The organism is Pseudoponticoccus marisrubri (assembly GCF_001482405.1).
In the GTDB taxonomy this organism is placed as follows: Bacteria; Pseudomonadota; Alphaproteobacteria; order Rhodobacterales; family Rhodobacteraceae; genus Pseudoponticoccus; species Pseudoponticoccus marisrubri.
Window position 1 is genome coordinate 232470 of sequence record NZ_LPXO01000005.1, and the last position, 23262, is coordinate 255731.

Sequence of the window (23262 nt, forward strand, 5' to 3'; positions counted from 1 at the left end):
AGGAGACAGAGATGTCGGACAAGCAGAAGACAGGATTGAGCCGCCGCGGCTTCATGGGGGCCACGGCCACCGGCGCGGCGCTCCTGGGCGGCGCAGGCGGCCGGCTGGGCCTGATGGGCGGCACCGCCGCCGTCGCCACCGCCACCGGGGCCACGAAAGCCGCGGCGCAGGGCGCCCACGCGACCCCCGCCCCGGGCGAGCTGGACGAGTATTACGGCTTCTGGTCCTCGGGCCAGACCGGCGAGATGCGCATTCTCGGCGTGCCCTCGATGCGCGAGCTGATGCGCGTGCCGGTGTTCAACCGCTGCTCGGCCACCGGCTGGGGCCAGACCAATGAAAGCCTGAAGATCCTGACCGAGGGCATGCTGCCCGAGACGAAGGAATACCTGGCCGCGCAGGGCAAGAAGATCCACGACAACGGCGATCTGCACCACGTGCACATGTCCTTCACCGAGGGGCGCTATGACGGCCGCTTCCTGTTCATGAACGACAAGGCCAATACCCGCATCGCGCGGGTGCGCTGCGACGTGATGAAATGCGACAAGATCATCGACATCCCCAACGCCAAGGCGATCCACGGGCTGCGGCCGCAGAAATGGCCGCGCACCGACTATGTCTTTGCCAATGGCGAGGACGAGGTGCCCATGGTCAATGACGGGCAGGTGCTGGACGAGCCCGGCAAGTACGTGAACTTCTACACCGCCGTGAATGCCGACGAGATGACCGTGGCCTGGCAGGTGATGGTGTCGGGCAATCTCGACAACACCGATTGCGACTATGACGGCAAATACGCCTTCTCGACCTCGTACAACTCGGAAATGGGCATGAACCTCGCCGAGATGACCGAGTCCGAGGTGGACCACGTCGTGGTGTTCAACATCAAGGAGATCGAGCGCGGCGTCGCCGATGGCGACGTGCAGATGCTGAACGGCGTGCCGGTCATCGACGGGCGCAAGGGGCAGAACAAGAAGTACACCCGCTACATCCCGATCCCCAACAGCCCGCACGGCATCAACATGGCGCCCGACCGCGTCCACCTGTGCATCGCGGGCAAGCTGTCGCCGACCGTCTCGGTGATCGACGTGCGCAAGCTGGACGCGCTGTTCGAGGAGGATGCCGATCCGCGTTCGGCCGTGGTGGCCGAACCGCAGCTGGGTCTGGGCCCGCTTCACACCTGTTTCGACGGGCAGGGCAACGCCTTCACCACGCTGTTCCTCGACAGCCAGGTGGTGATGTGGAACCTCGAGAAGGCGGTCGCCGCCTACAATGGCGAGGACGTGGACCCGATCATCACCAAGAAGGACGTGCATTACCAGCCGGGCCACAACTCGACCTGCGAGGGCGAGACGCTGGATGCCAGCGCCAAGTACTACCTGTCGATGAACAAGTTCTCGAAGGACCGGTTCCTGAATGTCGGCCCGCTCAAGCCCGAGAACGAACAGCTTTTCGTCATCGAGGGCAACGAGCTGACCCTGCTGCATGACGGCCCGACCTTCGCCGAGCCGCATGACTCGATCCTCGTGCACCGCTCCAAGGTCAATCCCAAGGCGATCTGGGACCGCAACGACCCGATGTGGGCCGAGGCCCGCGCCCAGGCCGAGGCGGACGGCATCGACCTCGACGACTGGCAGGACAGCGTGATCCGCGACGGCAACAAGGTACGGGTCTACATGACCAGCCAGGCGCCGATGTTCAGCCTGGAAAGCTTCACCGTGCAGCAGGGCGACGAGGTCACGGTCTATGTCACCAACCTCGATGACATCGACGACCTGACCCATGGGTTCTGCCTGAACAACCACGGCGTGGCGATGGAGGTGGCCCCGCAGGCGACCGCCTCGGTGACCTTCACCGCCTCCAAGCCCGGGGTCTACTGGTACTACTGCCAGTGGTTCTGCCATGCGCTGCACATGGAGATGCGCGGCCGCATGTTCGTCGAGCCGAGGAACGGCTGATGCGCGCCGTCGCCCTCCTCCTGGCCCTGTGCCTCTCCGCGCTGCCCGCCCGGGCCGAGCGGCTGGACGTGCCCGCCGATCCCGGCGCGCTGGCCGCGGCGCTGGCGCGGGCCGCGGAGGGCGACACCCTGACCCTTGCACCGGGGCGGCATGCCGGCCCGGTGCAGATCGATACGCCCCTGACCCTGACCGGCGCGCCCGGCGCGGTGATCGACGCCGGCGGGCAGGGCTCGGTCGTGACCGTCGCGGCCTCGGATGTCACCGTGCGCGGGCTGACCTTGGTCAATTCCGGCCGCTCGCCCGAGACGCTGGATGCCGGGGTCAAGCTGACAAAGGCGGCACGCCGCGCGCAGGTGCTGGACAACGACATCCGCGGCAACCTGGTGGGCGTCGACATCCACGGCGCGCGCGACGCCCGCGTCGCCGGCAACCGCATCGAGGGGCTGCGCCTGCGGCGCATGAACGACCGCGGCAACGGCGTCTATGTCTGGAACGCGCCCGGCGCGGTGGTCGAGAACAACGAGATCCGCTACGGCCGCGACGGCATTTTCTCGAACACCTCGCGCGACAACACCTATCGCGGCAACCTGTTCCGCGACCTGCGCTTTGCCGTGCATTACATGTACACCAATGACAGCCGGATCGAGGACAACGTCTCGATCGGCAACCATCTGGGCTTCGCGCTGATGTATTCCGACCGGATCGTGGCGCGCGGCAACCTGTCGATCAACGACCGCGATCACGGGGTGATGCTGAACTACACCAACAGCTCGGACATCTACGGCAACGTGGTGACCGGCGGCGGCACCGAGAAATGCACCTTCGTCTACAACGCGCATCGCAACCTTCTGGCCGAGAACACCTTTCACGGCTGCGAGATCGGCGTGCACTTCACCGCCGGGTCCGAGCGCAACACGATCACCGGCAATGCCTTCATCGGCAACCGCACGCAGGTGAAATACGTGGGCACGCGCGACGTGGAATGGAGCTACGAGGGCCGCGGCAACTACTGGTCCGACCACCCCGCCTTCGACCTTGACGGCGATGCGCGGGCCGACAGCGCCTACCGGCCCAACGACCTGATGGACCACATCCTGTGGTCGCAACCCAGTGCAAAGCTGCTGATGGGCGCGCCCGCGGTGCAGCTGGTGCGCTGGAGCCAGGCGCAGTTTCCTGCCGCCCGCACCGGCGGGGTGGTGGACAGCTACCCGCTGACCGGCGCGCCGCTGCCGGAGCTTCCCGAGAGTTACCAATTGCTGGCCCGGGCGACCCCGCTCTGGGCGGAAGGAGAGTGACATGACGATCCTGACCCTGACCGACCTGTCCAAGCGCTTCGGGTCCCAGACCGCGCTGGACGCGGTGTCGCTGAGCGTCTCGGCCGGCGAGCGCGTGGCGCTGCTGGGCCATAACGGCGCCGGCAAGTCGACCCTGATGAAGCTGGTGCTGGGTCTGATGGTGGCCGATGACGGCACGATCGAGCTGGCCGGCCATGCGCCGGGCAGCGCGGTGGCGCGCTCGCTGACCGCCTACCTGCCGGAAAACGTGGCCTTCCACCCCTCGCTCACCGGGCGCGAGCTGATCCGGCATTACCTGCGGCTGCGCGGGCAGGATCCGCGCGGTGCAGATGCACTGCTGGAGCGGGTCGGGTTGGGCGCGGCCGCGCGGCGCCGCATCGGCGGCTATTCCAAGGGGATGCGGCAGCGCGTCGGGCTGGCCCAGGCGCTGATCGGCGCGCCGCGGCTGATGGTGCTGGACGAGCCGACCTCGGGGCTGGACCCGATCTCGCGCCGCGACTTCTACGCGCTGCTGGACGAGCTGGCCGGGCAGGGCACCGCGATCCTGCTCTCCTCGCACGCGCTGTCCGAGCTGGAGGCGCGCACCGACCGGATCCTCGTGCTGTCGCAGGGCCGGCTGGTGGCCGAGGGCACGCTGGCCGGGCTGCGTCGTCAGGCGGCGCTGCCGCTGAGCGTCTTCCTGCGGGCCCGCCCGGGGCAGGGCGCGGCGCTGGCCATCGCCTTCCCCGAGGCCATGGTCGAGGGCGACGTGCTGCGGCTGAGCTGTGCACCCCCCGACAAGCTGGCCATGCTGGAGCGCATCGCCGCGCGGCGTGACCTGGTGGCCGATTTCGACCTGTCGCCGCCGTCGCTCGATGACCTCTATGCCCATATCAGCGGGAGGGCCGCGTGATGCTGCGTCGTCTATTGTCCACCGCGGGGCTCGAGTTCCGCATCGCGCTACGCAACCGCTGGGTCGCCATGGGCGCCGCCATGATGGTGCTGTTCTCGCTGGTCCTGTCGGCCGCCGGGGCCGCGCCGGCGGGCGGGTTGGCCGCCGATCCGCTCTCGGTCACCGTGGCCAGCCTCGTCTCGCTGGCGGTCTACCTCGTGCCGCTGATCGCGCTGCTGATCTCCTTCGATGCCGTGGCCGGCGAGGCCGAGCGCGGCACGCTGCCGCTGCATCTGACCTACCCGCTGTCGCGGTGGGAGCTGCTGCTGGGCAAACTGCTGGCCCAGCTTGGTGTCGTGGTTCTGGCAGTGCTCGCGGGCTATGCCGCCGCGGCCGCCATGGCCTTTGCCACCGGCGGGCTGCGCGCGGCCGAGGGGCTGGCAGCGCTCTGGCGGCTGACCTGGACCTCGGCGCTGCTGGGGGCGGCCTTCCTGTCGCTGGGCCACGCGGTGTCGGCCCTGTCGCGGCGCGCCTCGGGCGCGGCGGCGTTGGCGATCGGGCTCTGGCTGGTGATGATCGTGCTCTACGACCTGGGCCTGCTGGCGGCGATCATGGCCGATGATGGCGGCCGCTTCACCACGCAGGTCTTTCCCTGGGCACTGGTCCTGAACCCGGCCGACGCGTTCCGCATCTTCAACCTCGCCGCCTCCGAGGCGGTGGATGCGGCCTCCGGCCTCGCCGGCGCAGCCAGCAGCATCGCGATCTGGAAGCCGCTGGCCTCGCTGATCCTCTGGCCGGTGCTGGCAGCCGGGCTGGCCCGTCTCAGCCTTGCGCGGGTGATGCCATGAGAGCCACTGTCCTGATCGCGCTTCTGCTGCTCGGCGCCTGCAAGGAAGAGGTGGCAGAGCTGCCCGCCCCGGTCGAGATCACCGCCGAGGCGGCGGGGTTCTACTGCCAGATGGAGCTGATCGAGCATGACGGCCCCAAGGGGCAGATCCATCTCGACGGGATGCCCGCGCCGCTCTTCTTCAGCCAGGTGCGCGACGCGCTGGCCTACCTGCACATGCCCGAGCAGAGCCACGCCTTCACCGTTGCCTACGTGCAGGACATGAGCGGCGCCACGTGGCAGGCACCCGGCCCCTGGATCCCGGTGACCGAGGCGCTCTACGTGATCGGCTCGGACCGGCGGGGGGGCATGGATGCGCCGGAACTCGTGCCCTTCTCGGACGCCGCGGCGGCACAGGCCTTCATCGCGCGCCATGGCGGCAGCCTGCGCCGCTTCGACGAGATCGGCACCGCCGACGTGCTGGAGGCCGCGCCCGCCCCGGAAACAATGGAAGAGACCGACCTGGCGCAGCGCCTGCGCCGACTGACGAACGAGGGAAACTGATCATGAGCACCGTCCTGACGCGCCGCCGCTTTGTCATCGCGGCCTGTGCCAGCGGGCTGGCCACCGCCCTGCCGGCCGAGACCACGCGCTGGCAGGGCATGGCCCTTGGCGCGCGCGCGCAGATCCTGATGGACCACCCCGACGCCGCGCGGCTGACCCGGCTGGCCCGGGCCGAGATCGCCCGGCTGGAAGGGATCTTCAGCCTCTACCGCGCGGACTCCGAGCTCAGCCGGCTGAACCGCGACGGCGTGCTGGAGGCCCCGCCCTTCGAGCTGCTCGACTGCCTGTCCACGGCGCGGCTGGTGTTTGGCGCCACGAACGGCGCGTTCGACCCCACGGTGCAGCCGCTCTGGGCGGCGCTGGCCGAGGCACATGCGGCGGGCCGGGCGCCGGATCCCGCCGCGCTGGAGGTCGCCCGCGCCCGCATCGGCTTCGACCGCGTGTCCTTTGATACGAGTCGCATCCGGCTGGACGCGGGGCAGGCGCTGACCCTGAACGGGATCGCGCAGGGCTATGTCGCCGACCGGCTGTCGGCGCTGCTGCGCGCCGAGGGGCTGCGCGACGTGCTGGTCGATACCGGCGAGATCGTCGCGCGGGGCCGCCGCGCGGGGCAGGGCGGCTGGCCGGTGCGGATCGCCGACAGCCCGCGCCGGCTGATGCTGCGGGACCGCGCGCTGGCCAGTTCCGCCACTTTCGGCACGGTGCTGGATGCCGCAGGGCGACAGGGCCATATCCTGCGCCCGACAGGCGCGGCAGAGGTGCCAATGCGCCGCGTCTCGGTCAGTGCCGAGAGCGCCGCGCTGGCGGATGCGCTGTCCACGGGGTTGAGCCTTGTCGACGGGATCGACGCGGCGCTCGTCAGCCTCCGCCAGGTGCCCGGCGCGCGGATCGAGCTGTTCGCCCCTGCCTGAGCCCGGCCTCACAGCACGTGATGGCCGTCGATCACCTCGACGCCCCGGCGCGCGATCCGGCTGGCCATGCCGGCATGGCGGGTGGCATCGGCGCCCGCCGCATTGCCCGCGCGCACCCGGTCGGCGATGCCCACCCAGATCACCGCGTAGCGGAAGAGCGCAAAGGCGACGTGAAACGGAGTCAGCGGCGCCATGCCGGGGCTCTGCGCCATGTAGCGGGCGGTGAACGCGGCCTCGTCCGGCAGGCCCTCGGCCGCGAGGTCGAGCCCCAGGAGCCCGCCATACTCGTCAGGCGCCGTGTGCCAGGCCATGCAGCAGAACCCCAGATCGGCCAGCGGGTGGCCAAGCGTCGACAGCTCCCAATCGAGGATCGCGACCACGCGCGGCTCGGTGGGGTGAAAGATCACGTTGCCCATTCGGAAATCGCCATGGGCAAGGCTGACCCGCCCGTCATCGGCGGGCTGGTGCGCGACCAACCACTCGGCCAGCCGGTCCAGATCGGGCAGGGGCGGGTGCGGGCTCTCGGCCCATTGCCGCGACCAGCGGCGGATCTGGCGCTCGAAATAATTGCCGGGCTTGCCGAAATCGGCCAGCCCCACATCCTCGGGGCGGATCGCGTGCATCTGCGCCATGGCATCGGCCAACCCCATCCAGAGTGCGCGCCGCTCGGACCGGTCGGCCTGCGACAGCGCGCCATCGGCAAAGATCCGGCCCGCGACCCGCTCCATCAGGTAGAAGGGCGTGCCGACCACCTCTGCGCCGTCGTGGAACAGGATCGGCCGCGGCACGGGCACGCCGGTCGGGTGCAGCGCGGTCAGCACGCGAAACTCGCGGTCGACCGCGTGGGCGCCGCGCAGGATCGGGCCTTTCGGCTGCTTGCGCAGCACCATTTCGTGCCCGCCATGGGTGACGAAATAGGTCGGGTTGGACTGGCCGCCGGCGATCCGCTCCAGCGTCAGCGGCGCGGGGCCGAAGCGGTCATCCAGAAACTGGGCCAGCACCGCCGGGTCGAAATCGGCCTCGCTCATTCGCCCACGTCCCAGTGCCAGAAGCCGCGCCCCTCCTTCTCGACGCTGCGATGCAGCACCATCTTGTGGACCTCGTCGGCGCCATCGACCAGCCGGGCCTGCCGCGCATAGCGGTAGATCCATTCCAGCGGCGTGTCCTTGGAATAGCCCCGCGCGCCGTTGATCTGGATCGCGGTATCAGCGGCCTGATGCAGCAGGTTGGCCACGTGCACCTTGGCCATCGAGATTTCCTTGCGGGCATAGCCGCCGCGATCCAGTTCCCACGCCGCCTTCATCACCAGCAGGCGGCCGATCTCGATCTTCATGGCAAGGTCGCCCAGCATCATCTGAACGCTCTCGCGCTGCGACAGGCGTTCACCGAAGGCCATGCGGTCCTGCGCATAGGCCTCGGCGATCTCGACGCAGCGCTTGGACAGGCCCAGCCAGCGCATGCAATGGGTCAGCCGCGCCGGGCCCAGCCGGATCTGGGTCAGCTTCAGCCCGTCGCCTTCCTCCATCAGCCGGTTCTCGACCGGGATCTCCATGTTCTCGTAGACCACCTCGCAATGGCCGCCATGTTCCTCGGGGCCCATGATCGGGATGCGCCGTTCGATGCGGAAGCCGGGCGTGTCGCGATGGTGCAGGAAGGCGGTCAGCCCCTTGCGCGGGTCCTCCGAGGTGCGCGCCACGAGGATGAAATGCTCGGCCGCCTCGGCGCCGGTGATGAACCACTTGCGCCCGTTCACGATGTAGCGGTCGTTGCGGCGCTCGGCCCGGGTCAGCATCATGCCGCCGGGATCCGAGCCCGAGCCCGGCGCCGGCTCGGTCATGGCAAAGGAAGAGCGCACGCGCCCCTGCACGATGGGCTCCAGCCAGCAGGCTTTCTGTTCCTCGGTCGCGACCTTTTCCAGCACCTGCATGTTGCCGTCATCGGGCGCGGCGGCATTGAACACCACAGGCCCGAAGATCGAGCGGTTCATCTCTTCGTAGCAGACCGCCATGCCGATCTTGCCCAGACCCTGCCCGCCGGTCTCGGGCGCCAGTTGCAGGCACCACAGCCCCTCGGCCCTGGCCGTCGCGCGCAGCGTGTCCAGCAGGTCGGTGCGGATGTTCTCATGCGCGTCATAACTGGCCGGGTCGGCCTCGCGCGGCAGGATCTCGTCTTCGACGAGACGCGCGATCCGGCTGCGAAACTCCTCGATCCGAGGGGAGATGGTGAAATCCATGGGGCGTCATCCTTGCGGTCAGGGCATCCGGGCCCCGCCACCAAGACATCCCCCGCCCGCCCCGGCAAGGCCTGCGCGCCGCCGCCGCCAATGCCGCGGTGCAGAACGAAAAACGCCCTCGGCCATCGCTGGCCGGGGGCGTCTTTTCAGGCCTGAGGCGCGTGGCTCAGGCTGGGGCGTGGGCAAAGCCTGCATGCCGTGCGAAGACCCGCGCAAACACGGCCTTCATGTAGATCGCGCGGTCGCGTTGTGCCCGGGCCACCACGATGCGGTGGAGTTCATTGTTCATATCGCGTTCCTTTTTTACGCATTTCCTCTGCGCAGTGCCAAAGTAAGATGCTGCACAGCAGAAACAACGCGATATCCCGGCATAGCCGTCATGCGTCCACGGCATGAATCGCAGCGGCGAATCAGCAGGAACCGGCCGGGTCGGGGGCCCCGGCGCAAAGCCTTGCCGCCGGAGCCGGCCCGGGCCGGTCACAAGCCCGAGAGCAGGCCTGTCACGCCGCCTGCGGACCCGCCGAACGGCCCGACTCGAAGGCCGCCAGCGCCTCGGCTATCTGCGGGCGCACCCTGGCCGCCGCCTCTTCCTTGACCGGGCCGAAGCCGCGGATCTCCATGACCATGGCGGCGATGCGCGCCGCCTCGTCGCGGTTGGCCTCGGTCAGCCCCGTGGCCAGCCGGGCCAGCATGTCGCGATACTCGGCGATCAGCGCGCGTTCCATGCGGCGCTCGGCGGTGCGGCCGAACGGATCGAACGCGGTGCCGCGCAGGCGCTTCATCCGGGCGAGACCGCGAAAGACCGGGCGGATCCACGGGCCGAAGGCGCGCTTGAACGGCCGGCCGCGCGCATCGGTCCCGCCGGGCAGGAATGGCGGGGCGAGGTGGTGCTTGATCGTCACCTCCCCCTCGAACCGCGCCTTGAGATCCTCGGCAAAGCCGGTCTGCGTGTGCAGCCGCGCGACCTCGTACTCGTCCTTGTAGGACATCAGCTTGAACAGCCCCTTCGCGGCGGCCTCGGTCAGCGCGCCGGGTGCGCCGGTCACGCGCGTCTCGGCAGTGCGGATCGCTTCGATCTCGTCGACATAACGCTTGGCCCAGGCCCTGTCCTGGTAGGCGGTCAGGAACTCGGCCCGCCGGTCGATCAGCTGGTCGAGCGTCTGCACCTGCGCCACGGGCAGGTCCGCCACCGCCTCGACCGCGGCGCGGTCCTGGACCACGATCCGGCCCCAGGTGAAGGCCTGCTTGTTCAGCTCCGGCTTGACGCCGTTCAGCTCGATGGCGCGCATCAACGCCGCCTCCGACAGCGGCACCAGCCCGGCCTGCCAGGCCGCGCCCAGCATCAGGACGTTGGCAAAGACCGTATCGCCCACCAGCGCCTCGGCCAGCGCGTTGGCATCCAGCGTGTGCAGCGCGCCGCCGTCCACCGCATCTGAGATCGCCTGAAGGCGCTGCCCGGCATTCAGGTCCGCATCGCGGTTCTGCACCAGGTCGCCCGTCGGCATGACGGCGGTGTTGACCACCGCGCGGGTGGCGGCGGAATAGGTGACCGAGGCCTTGGGCGAAGAGCTGACCACGAGGTCGCAGCCGATCAGCGCATCGGCCGAGCTGGGCTCGATCCGCGCCTGGTTCACCGCCTCTTCGCTCTCGGACATGCGGATATAGCTGAGCACGGGGCCGAATTTCTGCGCGAAGCCCATGAAATCCAGCACCGAGGCGCCCTTTTCCTCGAGATTGGCCGCCATGGCGATCAGCTGGCCCACGGTGACCACGCCGGTGCCGCCCACGCCCGTCACCAGGATGTCCCACGGCGTCTGCAGCGAGGGCAGGGTGGGGGCGGGCAGCGCCGCCTTGAGCCGCTCGTAGGTCTGGGCATCGGCGCCCGTGCCGCCCTTCTTCAGCCTGCCGCCCTCGACCGTGACGAAGCTGGGGCAGAACCCGTTCAGGCAGGAGAAATCCTTGTTGCAGGTGTTCTGGTTGATCTTGCGCTTGCGGCCGAACTCGGTCTCCAGCGGCTCGACGCTGAGGCAGTTGCTCTCGACCGAGCAATCGCCGCAGCCCTCGCAGACCAGCGGGTTGATGACGGCCACACGCTTGGGGTCCTCCATCCGGCCGCGCTTGCGCAGGCGGCGCTTTTCCGTGGCGCAGGTCTGCTGGTAGATCAGCACCGTGGTGCCGGGGATCTCGCGCAGCTCGCGCTGCAGCGCGTCCATCTCGCGGCGGTGATGGATGGTGACGCCCCGCGGCAGGTCGGCGGCGCGGAAGCGCTCGGGCTGGTCCGAGACGACCACCACCTTCTTCGCACCTTCGGCCACGACCGAGGCGGCGATCGCCTCGACCGAGATCGGGCCGTCCACGCTTTGGCCGCCGGTCATGGCGACGGCATCGTTGAACAGGATCTTGAAGGTGATGTTGGTGCCCGCGGCGATGGCCTGCCGGATCGCCAGCGAGCCGGAATGGTAGTAGGTGCCCTCGCCGAGGTTCTGGAAGACATGCGCATTGCCGTTGAAGCGCGACCGCGCCACCCAGTTCACGCCCTCGCCGCCCATCTGGATCAGCGAGGTCGTGTTGCGGTTCATCCAGCTGGCCATGAAGTGACAGCCGATCCCGGCAAAGGCCTGGCTGCCCTCGGGCACCTTGGTCGAGGTGTTGTGCGGGCAGCCCGAACAGAAATAGGGAGTGCGCTGCGCGCCCTTCACGTCGATCAGCTGCGGCGGCGGCACGGCATTCTCGGCCCGCTCGCTGAACGCGGTGCCCAGGTTCAGGTCCAGCCGCCGCGCGATGATCCGCGCCAGCATCACGGCGCCCAGCTCGCGCGTCCAGGGCACAAGCCGTTCGCCGGTCTCGTCACGCTTGCCGACCATGCGCTCGGGCTTCTGGCCGGGGAAGTCGTAGAAATATTCCTTGAGCTGGCTTTCGATGATGCCGCGCTTTTCCTCGATGACGAGCAGCTCCTGCTTTCCCTGTGCAAAGGCCAGCGCGCCGCGATCCTCCAGCGGCCAGACCATGCCCACCTTGTAGAGGTCGAGCCCCAGTTCGCCCGCCACATCGCGGTCGATGCCCAGAAGGCGCAGCGCCTCGAGCACGTCAAGATGTGCCTTGCCGGTAGTCACGATCCCGAAGCGCGCATTCGGATGGCCCCATTCCACCCGGTCGATCGGGTTGGCGCGGGCAAAGGCCAGCACGGCGGCCTTCTTGTCCTCCATCCGGTCCTCGATCTGGAACCCGGGCAGGTCGGGCCAGCGGTAATGCAGCCCGTCCTCGGGCGGGGTGTAGTCAGGCGTCTCGAAGCGGCGCGGCGCCGGCAGCTCGAAGGACATGGCCGATTCCACCGTCTCGGAGATCGCCTTGAAGCCGACCCACATCCCCGAGAAGCGCGAGAGCGCATAGCCCCATTCGGCAAAAGGCAGGTACTCGGCCACGTTGGCGGGGTTCAGCGTGGGCATGAAGAAATTCATGAAGGCCACATCCGACTGGTGCGGCATCGAGGAGGAGACACAGCCATGATCGTCGCCGGCCACCACCAGCACACCGCCATGCGGGCTGGAGCCATAGGCATTGCCGTGTTTCAGCGCGTCGCCTGCGCGATCCACGCCCGGACCCTTGCCGTACCACAGCCCGAAGACCGCGAGGCATTGCTTGTCCGGGTCGGTCTCGACCTGCTGGGTGCCGATCATCTGGGTGGCGCCCAGCTCCTCGTTGATGGCGGGCAGAAACTCGACCCCCGCCTCGCGCACCAGGTCGGCATTGCTGGCCACCTCGAGGTCGATCCCGCCCACGGGCGAGCCGCGATAGCCCGAAACGAAACCGCGCGTGTTCAGCCCGGCGTCGCGGTCGCGCCGCGCCTGGTCCAGCGCGATGCGCACCAGCGCCTGCGTGCCGGTCATGAAGACGCGCCCCTCGGTGCGGGTGTAGCGGTCGCGCAATTCGTAGCTGTTCAGGATCGGCGTCTGATCGGTCATCGGGCCCTCCGCGGGATGGCTGGGATCATGTCTTTGAACGCCCAGTGTACCGCAGGGGCTTGAAAGAGGGTTCCAAACTTGGTCACAGTGTCGCGCGTTTTGAACGACGACGTGCAGGATCAATGTCAATATGAAAGAAACCGATCAGCTGGACCCGGTCGAGGCGCGGATGCTGGCGTTGCTGCAGAAGGATGCCGGGCTGAGTACCGCGCAGCTGGCCGAGGCGACGCACAGCTCTCCCGCGACCTGCTGGCGGCGGCTGAAGAGCCTGGAAGAGCGCGGCATCCTGGGCCCGCCGGTGCGGCTGGTCGACCCGGCCCGGGTCGGGCGCGGCATGGATGCCTTCGTGCAGATCCGAATGAAGTCGCAGGATTCCCGCTCCCGCGCGCTGTTCCAGCGCACCATGGAGCTCGAGCCGGCGATCATCGAGGTCTACTCGATCTCGGGCGAATGGGATTACCTACTGCATCTCGTCGTGCGCGACATCGCCGATCTCGAAGAGGTGTTGATGCGCCGCGTGCTGGAGTTGGACTGCGTGGCGGGCAGCTCGACCCTGTTTGCCCTGCGCCGCGTGAAGCACACGACCGAGATCCCGGTCTGACCTGCCGGACGGTCGGGCTGTCCAATCCACCGGGCACCGAGGCCACCCGCCCCTTGCCCCGCCACACCGCGCCCCCGCCGGGCCCCTTGCTTAGCCGTTCAACCTTTCTGAACCGACTCGCCCCAGAATGAAGGGCGGTAGGGAGGGGGAAAGTCGTTCAGGTGTCGTAAACGCGGCGCCCGCGTCCGCGCGGCCTCATTCCGGCTCGTCGGTATCCAGTGCATGCGCACAGACCAGCGCGTGCAGCGGATTGACGCTGATCTCGGTGTAATCACCGCTCTCGATCGAGGCGAAGGGCTGCGTGCCCAGCACCGGCGCGCTACCCGGCGCGTACCATGTCAGATCGGCCTCCAGCGCCGGCTTGTCACCGGGACGGAACAGCTCCCACCCGCAACAGGGTGCCGCCGGCATGGTGTAATATTCCGCCAGCAGCCGCTCACCCGGCCCGTCGTCCCGATCCTTCAACTGCCCGTCCAGCACGATCGAGCCAAAGCGCCCCCGGCACTCGGACGGGACCGGACCGGGCTGGTCCGGCCGCACCCCCTCGGGGCAGAGCAGAAAGGCATACGTCCCAACCCGTCGCACGTCGAACCGCGCCCCGCCCCAAGGATCGACAAAGCTCAGCGCATCAAGGCGGCACTCCCGCAGATCCGCCGCCTGTCCGCAAACCGGCAGCAGCAGAAGGCAGAGGATCAGGGCACGCATCACACTCTCCGGATCGGCACGAAACGGGTCACCTCAGGCGGCGCTGACGCGCACCGCGGCGAACTTGAACTCGGGGATCTTGCCATAGGGGTCCAGCGCGGGATTGGTCAGGATGTTGGCCGCCGCCTCGACATAGGCAAAGGGCAGGAAGACCATGTCCGGCGCCACCGCCCGGTCGGACCGCGCCATCAGCGTGATCCGCCCGCGCCGCGTCTCGAGCACCACGTCGCCGCCGGGGGCCACGCCCAGCTTGCGCAGGGTCGCCGGATGCAGCGAGCAGTTGGCCTGCGGCTCCACCGCGTCCAGCACGCGCGAGCGCCGGGTCATCGAGCCGGTATGCCAATGCTCCAGCTGCCGCCCGGTGGTCAGGACAAAGGGATACTCCGCATCGGGCTGCTCGTCCGGCGGGATGACGCTGGCCGGGGTGAAACGCGCCCGGCCGCCCGCGCGCGGGAAGCCCTCGGCAAAGACGATGGGCTGCCCCGGATCCTCGGGCGAGAGCGAGGGATAGGTTACGGCACCTTCCTGCTCCAGCCGGTCCCAGGTGATGTTGTCGAGCGATTTCATCCCCTGCTTCATCTCGGCAAAGACGTCGCGCGGATGGGCGTAGTGCCAGCCCAGCCCCAGCCGGTTGGCCAGGTCCACGGTGATCGCCCAATCCTCGCGCGCATCGCCCGGCGGGGCCACGGCCCGGCGGCCCAGCTGCACCTGCCGGTTGGTGTTGGTGACGGTGCCGGTCTTCTCGTAGAAGGCCGCGGCGGGCAGGATGACATCGGCGTAATTGGCCGTCTCGGTCAAAAAGATGTCCTGCACGACAAGATGGTCGAGCCCGGCCAGCGCGGCACGGGCATGTTCCACATCGGGGTCCGACATGGCCGGGTTCTCGCCCAGAATGTACATGCCGCGGATCGCGCCCGCATGCACCGCGTCGAGGATCTCGGTCACGGTCAGCCCTTTCTCGGGCGATACCGCGTCATCGCCCCAGATCCCGGCAAAGGCGCTGCGCACGCCATCATCGGTCACGCTCTGGTAATCGGGCAGGAACATCGGGATCAGCCCCGCATCCGAGGCGCCCTGCACGTTGTTCTGCCCCCGCAACGGGTGCAACCCGGCGCCCGGCTTGCCGACATTGCCGGTCATCAGCGCCAGCGAGATCAGGCAGCGCGAATTGTCCGTGCCGTGGATGTGTTGGCTGATGCCCATGCCCCAGAAGATCATGCCAGCCTGCGCGCCGGCAAAGACCCGTGCCACCTCGCGCACCGTGGCCGCGTCGATGCCGGTCAGGTCGGCCACCGCCTCGGGGGCGAAGCCGGCCAGGTGCTGCTTCTCATGCTCCCAATTCTCGGTGAAGCGGTCGATATAGGCCTGATCGTACAGCCCTTCCTCGACGATCACCGACATGATCGAATTGAGCAACGGCACATCGGCGCCGGGCCGAAACTGCAGCATGTGGCTGGCATAGCGCCTCAGCCCGACGCCGCGGGGGTCCATTACAATCAGCTTGCCGCCGCGCCTGGTGAACTGCTTGAAGAAGGTTGCGGCCACGGGGTGGTTCTCGACCGGGTTTGCGCCGATCACGATGGCCACGTCGGCATTCTCGATCTCGTTGAAGGTCGCGGTCACCGCGCCCGAGCCCACATTCTCCATCAGCGCCGCGACCGAGGAGGCGTGGCAGAGCCGCGTGCAATGGTCCACGTTGTTGTGGCCGAACCCCTGCCGGATCAGCTTCTGGAACAGGTAGGCCTCTTCGTTGGAGCATTTGGCGCTGCCGAACCCGGCCACGCTCTGCCCGCCATGGGCGTCACGCAGACGCGCCAGACCCTGCGCCGCGGCGTCCAGCGCCTCCTCCCAGGTCGCCTCACGGAAATGGGTGGAGGGGTCGGACGGGTCCACGTTCAACCCCTTGGGCGCATCCGCGCGACGGATCAGCGGCGTGGTCAGACGGTGGGGGTGGTGGATGTAGTCGTACCCGAAGCGCCCCTTGACGCAGAGCCGCCCCTCGTTCGCGGGGCCGTTGATGCCCTCGACCTTCTTGACGGCGCCGTCCTTGACCTTGAGCGAGACCTGGCAGCCCACGCCGCAGAACGGGCAGACGCTGGCGATCTCGGCGTCGAAATCGCGGCTGTCACCGCGCTGGTCGGCATCGACCACGCTGGCCTCCATCAGCGCGCCGGTGGGGCAGGCCTGCACGCATTCGCCGCAGGCCACGCAGGTCGAATCCCCCATCGGGTCGGCCATGTCGAAGACCGGAAAGGCGTCATGTCCGCGACCGGCCATGCCGATCACGTCATTGACCTGTACCTCGCGGCAGGCGCGGACGCACAGGTTGCACTGGATGCAGGCATCGAGATTGACCCGCATCGCCACGTGGCTGTCATCGAGCAGCGGGATCCGCTCGGCATCCATGGTGGGAAAGCGGCTTTCGGCGATGCCGGTCGCCTCGGCCATGTCCCAGAAATGCGCCCCGGCATCATGGGCCACCTCGCGTTCGGGCATGTCGGCCAGCAGCAGTTCCATGACCAGCTTGCGGCTCGTCTCGGCCCGCGCGCTGTCGGTGCGCACCTGCATCCCCTCGCTGGGCGCACGGCAGCAGGAGGCGGCGAGCACGCGCTCGCCTTCGATCTCGACCATGCAGGCGCGGCAATTGCCGTCGGACCGATAGCCCTGCTGATCCTTGTGGCACAGATGCGGGATCACCGTGCCGGCGCGCTTGGCCACCTGCCAGATCGTCTCGCCCGGGGCGGCCGTGACGGTCTGCCCGTCGAGGGTGAAGGAAATCTTGTCGGTCATCGGCTCACCTGTGCTGGTCGATGAGGATCGGGTTGCCGTGGGGATCGGTGAGGGTCAGGCTGCCAGGGCCTTCGCCATCCTCGTCCACCTCGGTCACGAATGTCAGGCCGCGGGCGCGCAGCGCCTGTTGCAGCTCGCGGATGTCGGTGAACGCGTTCGTCTCCTGCCCCGACTGGTCCCAGCCCGGGTTGAAGGTCAGGATGTTGCGCTCGAACATGCCCTGGAACAGGTCGATGACGTGGTCGCCGTTCTTCAGGATCAGATAGCCCTGCGCTAGGTCGCCCCCCATGCTGTCAAAGCCGAGCTTTTCGTAGAAGGCGCGCGAGGCCTCGAGATCCTTCACCGCAAGGCTGACCGAGAAGGCGCCCAGGTCCATCACGACACCTCGTCGGGGAAATGCTTCATGACAAGGCGGATCGGGTTCGGTGCGGCCTGTCCCAGCCCGCAGATCGAGGCATCGGTCATCACCGTGCAGAGATCCTGGAGCAGAGGACCGTCCCAGCGATCGGCCTGCATCAGCTTGACCGCCTTCTCGCAGCCGACCCGGCAGGGGGTGCACTGGCCGCAGCTTTCATCCTCGAAAAAGCGCAGCATGTTCAGTGCGGCGTCGCGGGCGCTGTCGTGATCCGACAGCACGACCACGGCGGCCGAGCCGATGAAGGTGCCATGCGGCTGCAACGTGTCGAAATCGAGCGGCACGTCATCCATCGTGGCCGGCAGCAGCCCCGAGGACGGGCCGCCCGGCTGGTAGGCCTTGAAGACGTGCCCCTCGGCCATGCCGCCCGCGGCCGCGATCAGCTCGGCGATGGTGGTGCCGGCGGGCAGGACATAGACCCCCGGGTTCGCCACGCGCCCCGAGACCGAGTAGCTGCGCAGCCCCTTGCGGCCGTTATGCTCGACCGTGGACTTGACGCCATGCCCCTCGCGGCAGATCCGCGCGATCCAGTGCAGCGTCTCGATATTGTGCACCAGCGTCGGCCGGCCGAAGACGCCGTTCTGCGCCACGTAGGGCGGGCGCAGCCGGGGCAGGCCGCGCTTGCCCTCGATCGACTCGATCATGGCGCTTTCCTCGCCGCAGATATAGGCGCCCGCACCGCGGCGCAGGTCGATGAAGCCCGGGGCGGCGATCCCGGCGGCCTCGAGCGCGGCGATCTCGCGGCGCAGGATCTCGAGCACGGCCGGGTATTCGTCGCGCATGTAGAGAAAGACCTTCTCCGCCTCGACCGCCCAGGCGGCGATCAGCATGCCTTCCAGCATCAGGTGCGGCGTGCGCTCAAGGTGGTAGCGGTCCTTGAAGGTGCCGGGCTCTCCCTCGTCACCGTTCACGGCCAGGTAGCGGGGGCCCGGCTCGGCCCGCACGAAGCCCCATTTCTTGCCCGAGGGGAACCCGGCGCCACCCATGCCGCGCAGCCCCGCATCCAGCAGGTCCTGCTGGACGACCTCCCAGTCGCCGTTCTCGCGCAGCTGTTGCAGCCGGTCATAGCCACCGCCCGCGCCATAGGCGTCCAGCCCCTCGTAATCGGGGATCTGCGGGTGGAAATCGCCGGTCGCGATGACGCTGTTGATCCGCTCGGGCGTGGCGAAATCCACGTGGCGATGGCCGATCTCGGCCACGGGCGCGGTGTCGCAGCGGCCCATGCAGGGCGCACGCAGCACCCGGACCCGTGCCGGATCCTGCCCCGCCTCCAGCGCGGCCAGCAGCGCTTCCGACCCCGCAAGCTCGCAGGAGAGCGAGTCGCAGACGCGGATCGTCAGGTCGGGGGGCGGGGTCTCGTCCTCGCGCACGGGATCGAAATGGGCATAGAAGGTGGCGACCTCCCAGACCTCGGCCATGGACAGGCGCATCTCTTCGGCCAGCGCCCGCAGATGCGGCGCCGAGAGATGCCCATAGGCGTCCTGGATCAGGTGCAGGTGCTCGATCAGCAGGTCGCGGCGCCGCGGCCGGTCGCCCAGCAGCACGCGGACCTCCTCCCAGGCGGTGTCGTCGAGCTGCCGTCCCTTGGGCGTCGCGCGCCCCTTGCCACCGCCGCGCCCCGCGCGCCAGATGCCCTTCTGCTGATCCAGTGCCATATCTGCCGCCCGTGCCAAGACCTGTCCCTGCGCCGTTCTGCGAACCCTCGACCCCTGTGGTCAATATCGATCTTCCGTCATTTGATAGAGCCTGTCTATCGAACGCGCGACTCTGGACAGGGTCGGGGCGCCGCCCTACACCCCTGTCATGGACTGGGACAATGATCTGGATGCGCGCGGGCTGCTCTGCCCGCTGCCCGTGCTGAAGGCACGCAAACGCCTGCAGGCCATGGCGCCCGGGCAGGTGCTGCGCGTGCAGGCCACCGATCCCGCCGCCGTGGTCGACGTGCCGCATTTCTGCACCGAGGCCGGGCACGATCTGGTCGGCACCGCCGAGGAGGACGCGGCGCAACTTTACTTCATCCGCAAGGGCGGCGCTCAGCCCATGCCGAAGCCGGAATAGGGCAGGAAACGCACCGGCGTGCCCGGGGTGACCTGTAGCGCCGTGTCCGGCAATTCGACCAGCCCGGTGGCCCAGGACAGCCCGCTGATCCGGCCCGATCCTTCCGAGGCAAAGACCTCGGCCGCGCCCTCGGCGGTCAGCCGCGCGCGCAGGTATTCGCGCCGCCCCGGCTTCTTGGACTTGGAGAAGGCGGCCGGCACGGTGAAGCCCTGCGGCTGCACCCAACCCGCGCCCGACATCAGCGACAGGGCCGGGCGGGCAAAGATCAGCGCGCAGACCAGTGCGGCGACCGGGTTGCCCGGCAGGCCGAAGACCGGCACCCCGTCCCACAGCGCCAGCGCCAACGGCCGCCCCGGCTTCAGCGCGATCCGCCAGGCCGACAGCGTGCCGCGCGCGCCCAGCAGGGCCGAGACATGGTCCTCGTCCCCGGCCGAGGCGCCGCCCGAGGTCAGGATCACGTCCGCCTCGGCCGCGCCCCGGTCCAGCGCCGCGCCGATGGCGCGGGGGTCGTCGCCCACATGGCCCAGATCCACCGGCACATGCCCCCAGCCCTGCGCCAGCGCCAGCAGCATCGGGCGATTGGCGTCCCAGATCTGGTGCGGCTGCGCGGGCCGGTCGGGGGCGGGCACGATCTCGTCACCGGTCGACAGCACGGCCACTCGCAGGGGGTGGAAGACCCGCGCCTCGGCCACGCCAAGCGCCGAGAGCAGCGCAAGATCGGGCGGGCGCAGCACGTGGCCCGCCTGCAGGATGGTGGCACCGGCCTCCATGTCTTCGCCCGCCTTGCGCGCATTGGCGAAGGGTTTGACCGGCCCGTCAAAGGCCACCACGCGCCCGTCGCTGGCCGTGTCCTCCTCCAGCACCACGGTATCGACGCCCTCGGGCAGGACGGCGCCGGTCAGGATGCGGATCGCGTGGCCCGGGGGCACCGGGGCATCATGCGGCTGGCCGGCGGCGGCGCGCCCGTCGACCAGCGGCAGGCGCATCACCCCCGGCCCGGTCGCGGCATGGGCAAAACCGTAGCCATCCACGGCAGAGTTGGGGCGGGGTGGGTTGGCGCGGCGGGCGACCGGCGCTTCGGCCAAAACCCGACCTGCGGCCTGCGCGACTGACAGGGTCGCGACTCCCGTGACCGGCCGCAGCGTCTCGCGCAGCCGCGCCAGGGCCGTGTCCACCGGCACCCAGTCGACGCCCTGCGGCATGGCAAAGCAATCGTCGCGCAGCCGGGGCGGGGTCAGCGCCGGCCCGCGCGCCGCGGCCTCCAGCGCAGCCTCGTGGCCCAGCCCGAGGATCCAGCCCTCGACCGGGTCGCCCTCGCGCGTCATGGCCTCCAGCTGCGGGCCGGGCAGGGCGGCCAGCGCCCCGGCCAGCACGCGCACCTGCGCACGATCCTTGATCTCGTCGGGCTCGGCCAGCGCGGCCACGGTCTTCGCGATCAGCGAGGGGAAGAGCTCGACCAGCGTGATCGGCGTGTCCGCCTGCTCGAAGGGGCGCACCGACAGGTCCGCGCCGAACCGCGCGCGCAGCGCCTGCAAGCGGGGCAGGCCCAGCAGCGCCTGCGAGCCGACCGAGCCGGTGGTGTAGAGCTTCCAGCAGGGCTGTGCGCCCGGGGCCAACGTGTCGCAGCGCCGCCGCTCGGGGAAGCGGTCGAGATCGCGCAGCGTGCCGCGCGCGGGCAGGTCGGGCAGATCCAGCGCGTCGGGGCGGCCCCAGAACGGGCCGATCCCCGGGAACAGCCGGTTGAGATCCTGCGCCACCTCGAAGCGGTTGTTGGCATTGTCCGGCCCGTCAGTAATGCGCGCCGCGAGGTCGGCCCAGAGCGCCAGCGGATCGTCCGAGCCCGTCACCGCACGGCCGAACCCGGCCGGGTAGGCAAAGGGGAAATCGAACCCCGCCAGCACGCGGCGCCCGGCCATGCGCTCGGCCTCGAACAGGCTGGCCAGCGCTTGCATGGCGGCGTGACGGGTGCGGTGATAGGCGGTCTCGACCGTGCCGCCCCGGGCGATGCCGATCCAGATGGAATCCTTGCTGGGTTTCGCGGGCGAGGGCGCACCGCGCGCCGACCAGTCCACCACGACGATCGTGTCAAAACTCACGGGTGCACCTCGGACAGGATGAAATCGGCGATACCGGCGATGTCGTCGAGGTCGAAGCGGGGCAGGGCGGTCTCGACCGGCGCATCCGAGGCCACAGCGCGGATGGTCGGGTTGTCCGGCGCCAGCAGTCCCCTGCCGGTCGCGGCGCGATGCGCCTCGATCTTGGGATGGGCGGCGGATTTGTACCCCTCGACCAGCACCAGATCGACGGGCGAGAGCCGCGTCAGCAGGTCCTCCAGCGGCGGTTCGGGCGCACCGCGCAGCTCCTCCATCAGGGCCCAGCGATGCGGCGTGGCCAGCAGAACCTGCCGGGCGCCCGCCTGCCGATGACGGTGCGAGTCGCGCCCGGGCTGGTCGATATCGGTGGCGTGATGGGCGTGCTTGACCGTCGAGACCGTCAGCCCGCGGCCCGTGATCTCGCCCACCAGCCGCTCGACCAGCGTGGTCTTGCCGGAGTTCTTCCAGCCGGTGACGCCATAGACCCTCATGCCAAGGCCTCGGCGCGGGCCAAATCCTCGGGCGTGTTGACGTTGAAGAAGGGATCGACCGGGCCCGAGGGGAACACGACCTCGCGCCCGCCATGCGCCTCGGTCCAGAGCACCACCTTGCGCAAGCCCTCGTGCAGCGCGGCGCGCAGATCCTCGCGCAGCGCCACGGGCCAAAGACCGAAGGTCGGGTGCCGGATCAGCCCCGAGCGCGCGCGCGACCGCGTCTCGGCCGCGCCCTCGGTCGCGGCCAGCACCAGCGGGTGGGCCTGCCCCTGCGCGGCCTCCTGCAGCCGTGCGACGAGGTCGTCGGGAAAGAAGGGCGTGTCGGCGGCCACGCTGACCACGGTCTCGGCGCCCTGATCCGCCGCCCAGTCCAGCCCGGCCAGTACGCCCGCCAGCGGGCCCGGGAAGCCCGGGATCGTGTCGGGCAGCACCGGCAGGTCATGGCCGGCAAAGCGCGCCGGATCGCCATTGGCGTTCAGCGCCATGTCGGCGACCTGCGGGGCCAGCCGCGCCGTCACCCGCGCCAGCAATGTCTGCCCGCCCAGCATCAGCAGCGCCTTGTCGCCGCCGCCCATGCGGGTCGCCTGCCCGCCGGCGAGGATCACCCCCAGCGGCGCGCTCATGAGGCGCCCTTGCGGCGGTGACGGCGGTCTTCCTCGGGCACCGAGGCAAGGTCGGCATCGCGGATCAGCCGCGCGTCGCCCGACAGGCAGACGAAGCGCTGCCCGCGCATCCGGCCGATCAGGGTCAGCCCCACCTGCCGCGCGATCTCGACCCCCCAGGCGGTGAAGCCCGAGCGCGAGGCCAGCGCGGGAATGCCCATCAGCGCGCACTTGATCACCATCTCGGAGGTCAGCCGCCCGGTGGTATAGAGGATCTTGTCGGCAGCGGTGACGTCATGACGGAACATATAGCCTGCCACCTTGTCCACCGCGTTGTGGCGCCCGACATCCTCCATGTAGACCAGCGGCCGGTCGGCCTGGCAGAGCACCGTGCCATGGATCGCCCCGGCCCGCAGGTAGAGCGAGGGCATGGTGTTGATCTGCCGCGCCAGCGCATAAAGCCAGCTGGTGCGGATCTCGGCCGCAGGCAGGCTCAACCCCTCCAGCCCCTCCATCATGTCGCCGAAGACGGTGCCCACGGCGCAGCCCGAGGTGCGGGTCTTCTTCTGCACCTTTTCCTCGTAGGAGGTCTGGCGCGCCGTGCGCACGACCACGGTCTCGACCTCTTCGTCGAAATCGACCCCGGTCACAATGTCATCGGGACGCAACATCCCCTGGTTGCGCAGGAATCCCAGCGCAAGGTAATCCGGGTGGTCGCCGATCGTCATGGCGGTGACGATCTCCTGCCGGTTGAGGTAGATGGTCAGCGGGCGTTCCTCGACCACCGGGATCTCGACCGGGGCGCCGGTCTGGTCGGTGCCGGTCACCGCGCGGGTCAGGCGCGGATCGTCAGGATCGGGCAGGATCGGCGGGGCGGGCTGGGTCACGGA

The 23262-nt window shown here is 69.3% G+C and carries 20 protein-coding genes; 8 read left to right on the forward strand and 12 right to left on the reverse strand.

Translation table 11 applies throughout. From position 1 onward, the window contains the following. Positions 1-11 precede the first annotated feature (11 nt). Genes nosZ through AVJ23_RS10790 form a run of 6 tightly spaced genes read left to right on the forward strand, consistent with a single transcriptional unit; the run spans position 12 to position 6419 of the window. Complete coding sequence (gene nosZ / locus AVJ23_RS10765) at positions 12-1952, forward strand: TAT-dependent nitrous-oxide reductase (protein WP_058862193.1); 1941 nt, start codon at positions 12-14, stop codon at positions 1950-1952. Then, a complete protein-coding gene (locus AVJ23_RS10770) occupies positions 1952-3247 on the forward strand; it encodes a nitrous oxide reductase family maturation protein NosD (protein WP_084794477.1) in 1296 nt (431 codons plus the stop codon). Before nosZ ends, AVJ23_RS10770 begins: the two co-directional genes overlap by 1 nt. Position 3248: 1 nt before the next feature. Next, positions 3249-4139: an ABC transporter ATP-binding protein gene (locus AVJ23_RS10775; protein ID WP_084794480.1), complete on the forward strand. Its 891-nt coding sequence runs from the start codon at positions 3249-3251 to the stop codon at positions 4137-4139. After that, positions 4139-4966, forward strand: a complete 828-nt coding sequence (locus tag AVJ23_RS10780; RefSeq protein WP_058862194.1) for an ABC transporter permease — start codon at positions 4139-4141, stop codon at positions 4964-4966. The genes AVJ23_RS10775 and AVJ23_RS10780 overlap by 1 nt, the downstream gene beginning before the upstream one ends. Continuing rightward, positions 4963-5508, forward strand: coding sequence for a nitrous oxide reductase accessory protein NosL (locus tag AVJ23_RS10785; protein ID WP_058862195.1), 546 nt, complete (start codon positions 4963-4965; stop codon positions 5506-5508). Before AVJ23_RS10780 ends, AVJ23_RS10785 begins: the two co-directional genes overlap by 4 nt. A gap of 2 nt (positions 5509-5510) precedes the next feature. Then, positions 5511-6419 (forward strand): FAD:protein FMN transferase, encoded by a 909-nt coding sequence (locus AVJ23_RS10790; protein ID WP_099045495.1) that lies wholly within the window; start codon positions 5511-5513, stop codon positions 6417-6419. Between the two features lie 8 nt (positions 6420-6427). On the opposite strand, the gene AVJ23_RS10795 is transcribed toward AVJ23_RS10790, so the two are convergent. From AVJ23_RS10795 to AVJ23_RS10805, 4 genes are all read right to left on the reverse strand, one after another. Beyond that, positions 6428-7447: a phosphotransferase family protein gene (locus tag AVJ23_RS10795; protein ID WP_058862196.1), complete on the reverse strand. Its 1020-nt coding sequence runs from the start codon at positions 7445-7447 to the stop codon at positions 6428-6430. Then, positions 7444-8652, reverse strand: a complete 1209-nt coding sequence (locus AVJ23_RS10800; protein WP_058862197.1) for an acyl-CoA dehydrogenase family protein — start codon at positions 8650-8652, stop codon at positions 7444-7446. The genes AVJ23_RS10795 and AVJ23_RS10800 overlap by 4 nt, the downstream gene beginning before the upstream one ends. Before the next feature lie 166 nt (positions 8653-8818). After that, positions 8819-8941, reverse strand: a complete 123-nt coding sequence (locus AVJ23_RS23480; RefSeq protein ID WP_276203211.1) for a hypothetical protein — start codon at positions 8939-8941, stop codon at positions 8819-8821. A 211-nt stretch (positions 8942-9152) separates the two neighbouring features. Continuing rightward, positions 9153-12614: an indolepyruvate ferredoxin oxidoreductase family protein gene (locus tag AVJ23_RS10805; protein ID WP_058862198.1), complete on the reverse strand. Its 3462-nt coding sequence runs from the start codon at positions 12612-12614 to the stop codon at positions 9153-9155. A 130-nt stretch (positions 12615-12744) separates the two neighbouring features. On the opposite strand from AVJ23_RS10805, the gene AVJ23_RS10810 reads away from it, so the two are divergent. Then, complete coding sequence (locus tag AVJ23_RS10810; RefSeq protein WP_058862199.1) at positions 12745-13215, forward strand: Lrp/AsnC family transcriptional regulator; 471 nt, start codon at positions 12745-12747, stop codon at positions 13213-13215. A 195-nt stretch (positions 13216-13410) separates the two neighbouring features. On the opposite strand, the gene AVJ23_RS10815 is transcribed toward AVJ23_RS10810, so the two are convergent. From AVJ23_RS10815 to AVJ23_RS10830, 4 genes are read right to left on the reverse strand one after another with little or no spacing between them, the layout of a single operon-like run. After that, a complete protein-coding gene (locus tag AVJ23_RS10815) occupies positions 13411-13920 on the reverse strand; it encodes a hypothetical protein (protein WP_058862200.1) in 510 nt (169 codons plus the stop codon). A 33-nt stretch (positions 13921-13953) separates the two neighbouring features. Further along, positions 13954-16710 (reverse strand): formate dehydrogenase subunit alpha, encoded by a 2757-nt coding sequence (gene fdhF / locus AVJ23_RS10820; protein WP_058862201.1) that lies wholly within the window; start codon positions 16708-16710, stop codon positions 13954-13956. 4 nt (positions 16711-16714) lie between these two features. Next, on the reverse strand, positions 16715-17086 hold the full coding sequence (locus tag AVJ23_RS10825; protein ID WP_058862202.1) for a VOC family protein: 372 nt from the start codon (positions 17084-17086) through the stop codon (positions 16715-16717). After that, the gene (locus AVJ23_RS10830; RefSeq protein WP_058862203.1) at positions 17086-18780 is read right to left on the reverse strand and encodes an NAD(P)H-dependent oxidoreductase subunit E; all 1695 of its coding nucleotides are present in this window, start codon (positions 18778-18780) and stop codon (positions 17086-17088) included. The genes AVJ23_RS10825 and AVJ23_RS10830 overlap by 1 nt, the downstream gene beginning before the upstream one ends. 148 nt (positions 18781-18928) lie before the next feature. On the opposite strand from AVJ23_RS10830, the gene AVJ23_RS10835 reads away from it, so the two are divergent. After that, complete coding sequence (locus AVJ23_RS10835; RefSeq protein ID WP_058862204.1) at positions 18929-19183, forward strand: sulfurtransferase TusA family protein; 255 nt, start codon at positions 18929-18931, stop codon at positions 19181-19183. Here AVJ23_RS10835 and AVJ23_RS10840 read toward each other — a convergent pair. From AVJ23_RS10840 to AVJ23_RS10855, 4 genes are read right to left on the reverse strand one after another with little or no spacing between them, the layout of a single operon-like run. Next, positions 19159-21279 (reverse strand): molybdopterin-binding protein, encoded by a 2121-nt coding sequence (locus AVJ23_RS10840; protein WP_058862205.1) that lies wholly within the window; start codon positions 21277-21279, stop codon positions 19159-19161. The genes AVJ23_RS10835 and AVJ23_RS10840 overlap by 25 nt on opposite strands. After that, complete coding sequence (mobB, locus tag AVJ23_RS10845) at positions 21276-21767, reverse strand: molybdopterin-guanine dinucleotide biosynthesis protein B (RefSeq protein WP_058862206.1); 492 nt, start codon at positions 21765-21767, stop codon at positions 21276-21278. Before mobB ends, AVJ23_RS10840 begins: the two co-directional genes overlap by 4 nt. Beyond that, the gene (gene mobA, locus AVJ23_RS10850) at positions 21764-22393 is read right to left on the reverse strand and encodes a molybdenum cofactor guanylyltransferase MobA (RefSeq protein WP_058862207.1); all 630 of its coding nucleotides are present in this window, start codon (positions 22391-22393) and stop codon (positions 21764-21766) included. The genes mobB and mobA overlap by 4 nt, the downstream gene beginning before the upstream one ends. After that, positions 22390-23259 (reverse strand): formate dehydrogenase accessory sulfurtransferase FdhD, encoded by an 870-nt coding sequence (locus AVJ23_RS10855; protein ID WP_240484604.1) that lies wholly within the window; start codon positions 23257-23259, stop codon positions 22390-22392. The genes mobA and AVJ23_RS10855 overlap by 4 nt, the downstream gene beginning before the upstream one ends. Between the last annotated feature and the right edge of the window lie 3 nt (positions 23260-23262).

Excerpts from the sequence above, each read along its gene's own strand:
- AVJ23_RS10795 (WP_058862196.1), bottom strand. The coding sequence starts at position 7,447 with ATGAGCGAGGCCGATTTCGACCCGGCGGTGCTGGCCCAGTTTCTGGAT.
- mobA (WP_058862207.1), bottom strand. The coding sequence starts at position 22,393 with ATGAGCGCGCCGCTGGGGGTGATCCTCGCCGGCGGGCAGGCGACCCGC.
- nosZ (WP_058862193.1), top strand. The coding sequence starts at position 12 with ATGTCGGACAAGCAGAAGACAGGATTGAGCCGCCGCGGCTTCATGGGG.
- AVJ23_RS23480 (WP_276203211.1), bottom strand. The coding sequence starts at position 8,941 with ATGAACAATGAACTCCACCGCATCGTGGTGGCCCGGGCACAACGCGAC.
- AVJ23_RS10770 (WP_084794477.1), top strand. The coding sequence starts at position 1,952 with ATGCGCGCCGTCGCCCTCCTCCTGGCCCTGTGCCTCTCCGCGCTGCCC.
- mobB (WP_058862206.1), bottom strand. The coding sequence starts at position 21,767 with ATGAGGGTCTATGGCGTCACCGGCTGGAAGAACTCCGGCAAGACCACG.
- AVJ23_RS10815 (WP_058862200.1), bottom strand. The coding sequence starts at position 13,920 with ATGCGTGCCCTGATCCTCTGCCTTCTGCTGCTGCCGGTTTGCGGACAG.
- AVJ23_RS10810 (WP_058862199.1), top strand. The coding sequence starts at position 12,745 with ATGAAAGAAACCGATCAGCTGGACCCGGTCGAGGCGCGGATGCTGGCG.
- AVJ23_RS10805 (WP_058862198.1), bottom strand. The coding sequence starts at position 12,614 with ATGACCGATCAGACGCCGATCCTGAACAGCTACGAATTGCGCGACCGC.
- AVJ23_RS10825 (WP_058862202.1), bottom strand. The coding sequence starts at position 17,086 with ATGGACCTGGGCGCCTTCTCGGTCAGCCTTGCGGTGAAGGATCTCGAG.
- AVJ23_RS10790 (WP_099045495.1), top strand. The coding sequence starts at position 5,511 with ATGAGCACCGTCCTGACGCGCCGCCGCTTTGTCATCGCGGCCTGTGCC.
- AVJ23_RS10775 (WP_084794480.1), top strand. The coding sequence starts at position 3,249 with ATGACGATCCTGACCCTGACCGACCTGTCCAAGCGCTTCGGGTCCCAG.
- AVJ23_RS10780 (WP_058862194.1), top strand. The coding sequence starts at position 4,139 with ATGCTGCGTCGTCTATTGTCCACCGCGGGGCTCGAGTTCCGCATCGCG.
- AVJ23_RS10785 (WP_058862195.1), top strand. The coding sequence starts at position 4,963 with ATGAGAGCCACTGTCCTGATCGCGCTTCTGCTGCTCGGCGCCTGCAAG.
- fdhF (WP_058862201.1), bottom strand. The coding sequence starts at position 16,710 with ATGACCGACAAGATTTCCTTCACCCTCGACGGGCAGACCGTCACGGCC.
- AVJ23_RS10830 (WP_058862203.1), bottom strand. The coding sequence starts at position 18,780 with ATGGCACTGGATCAGCAGAAGGGCATCTGGCGCGCGGGGCGCGGCGGT.
- AVJ23_RS10800 (WP_058862197.1), bottom strand. The coding sequence starts at position 8,652 with ATGGATTTCACCATCTCCCCTCGGATCGAGGAGTTTCGCAGCCGGATC.
- AVJ23_RS10835 (WP_058862204.1), top strand. The coding sequence starts at position 18,929 with ATGGACTGGGACAATGATCTGGATGCGCGCGGGCTGCTCTGCCCGCTG.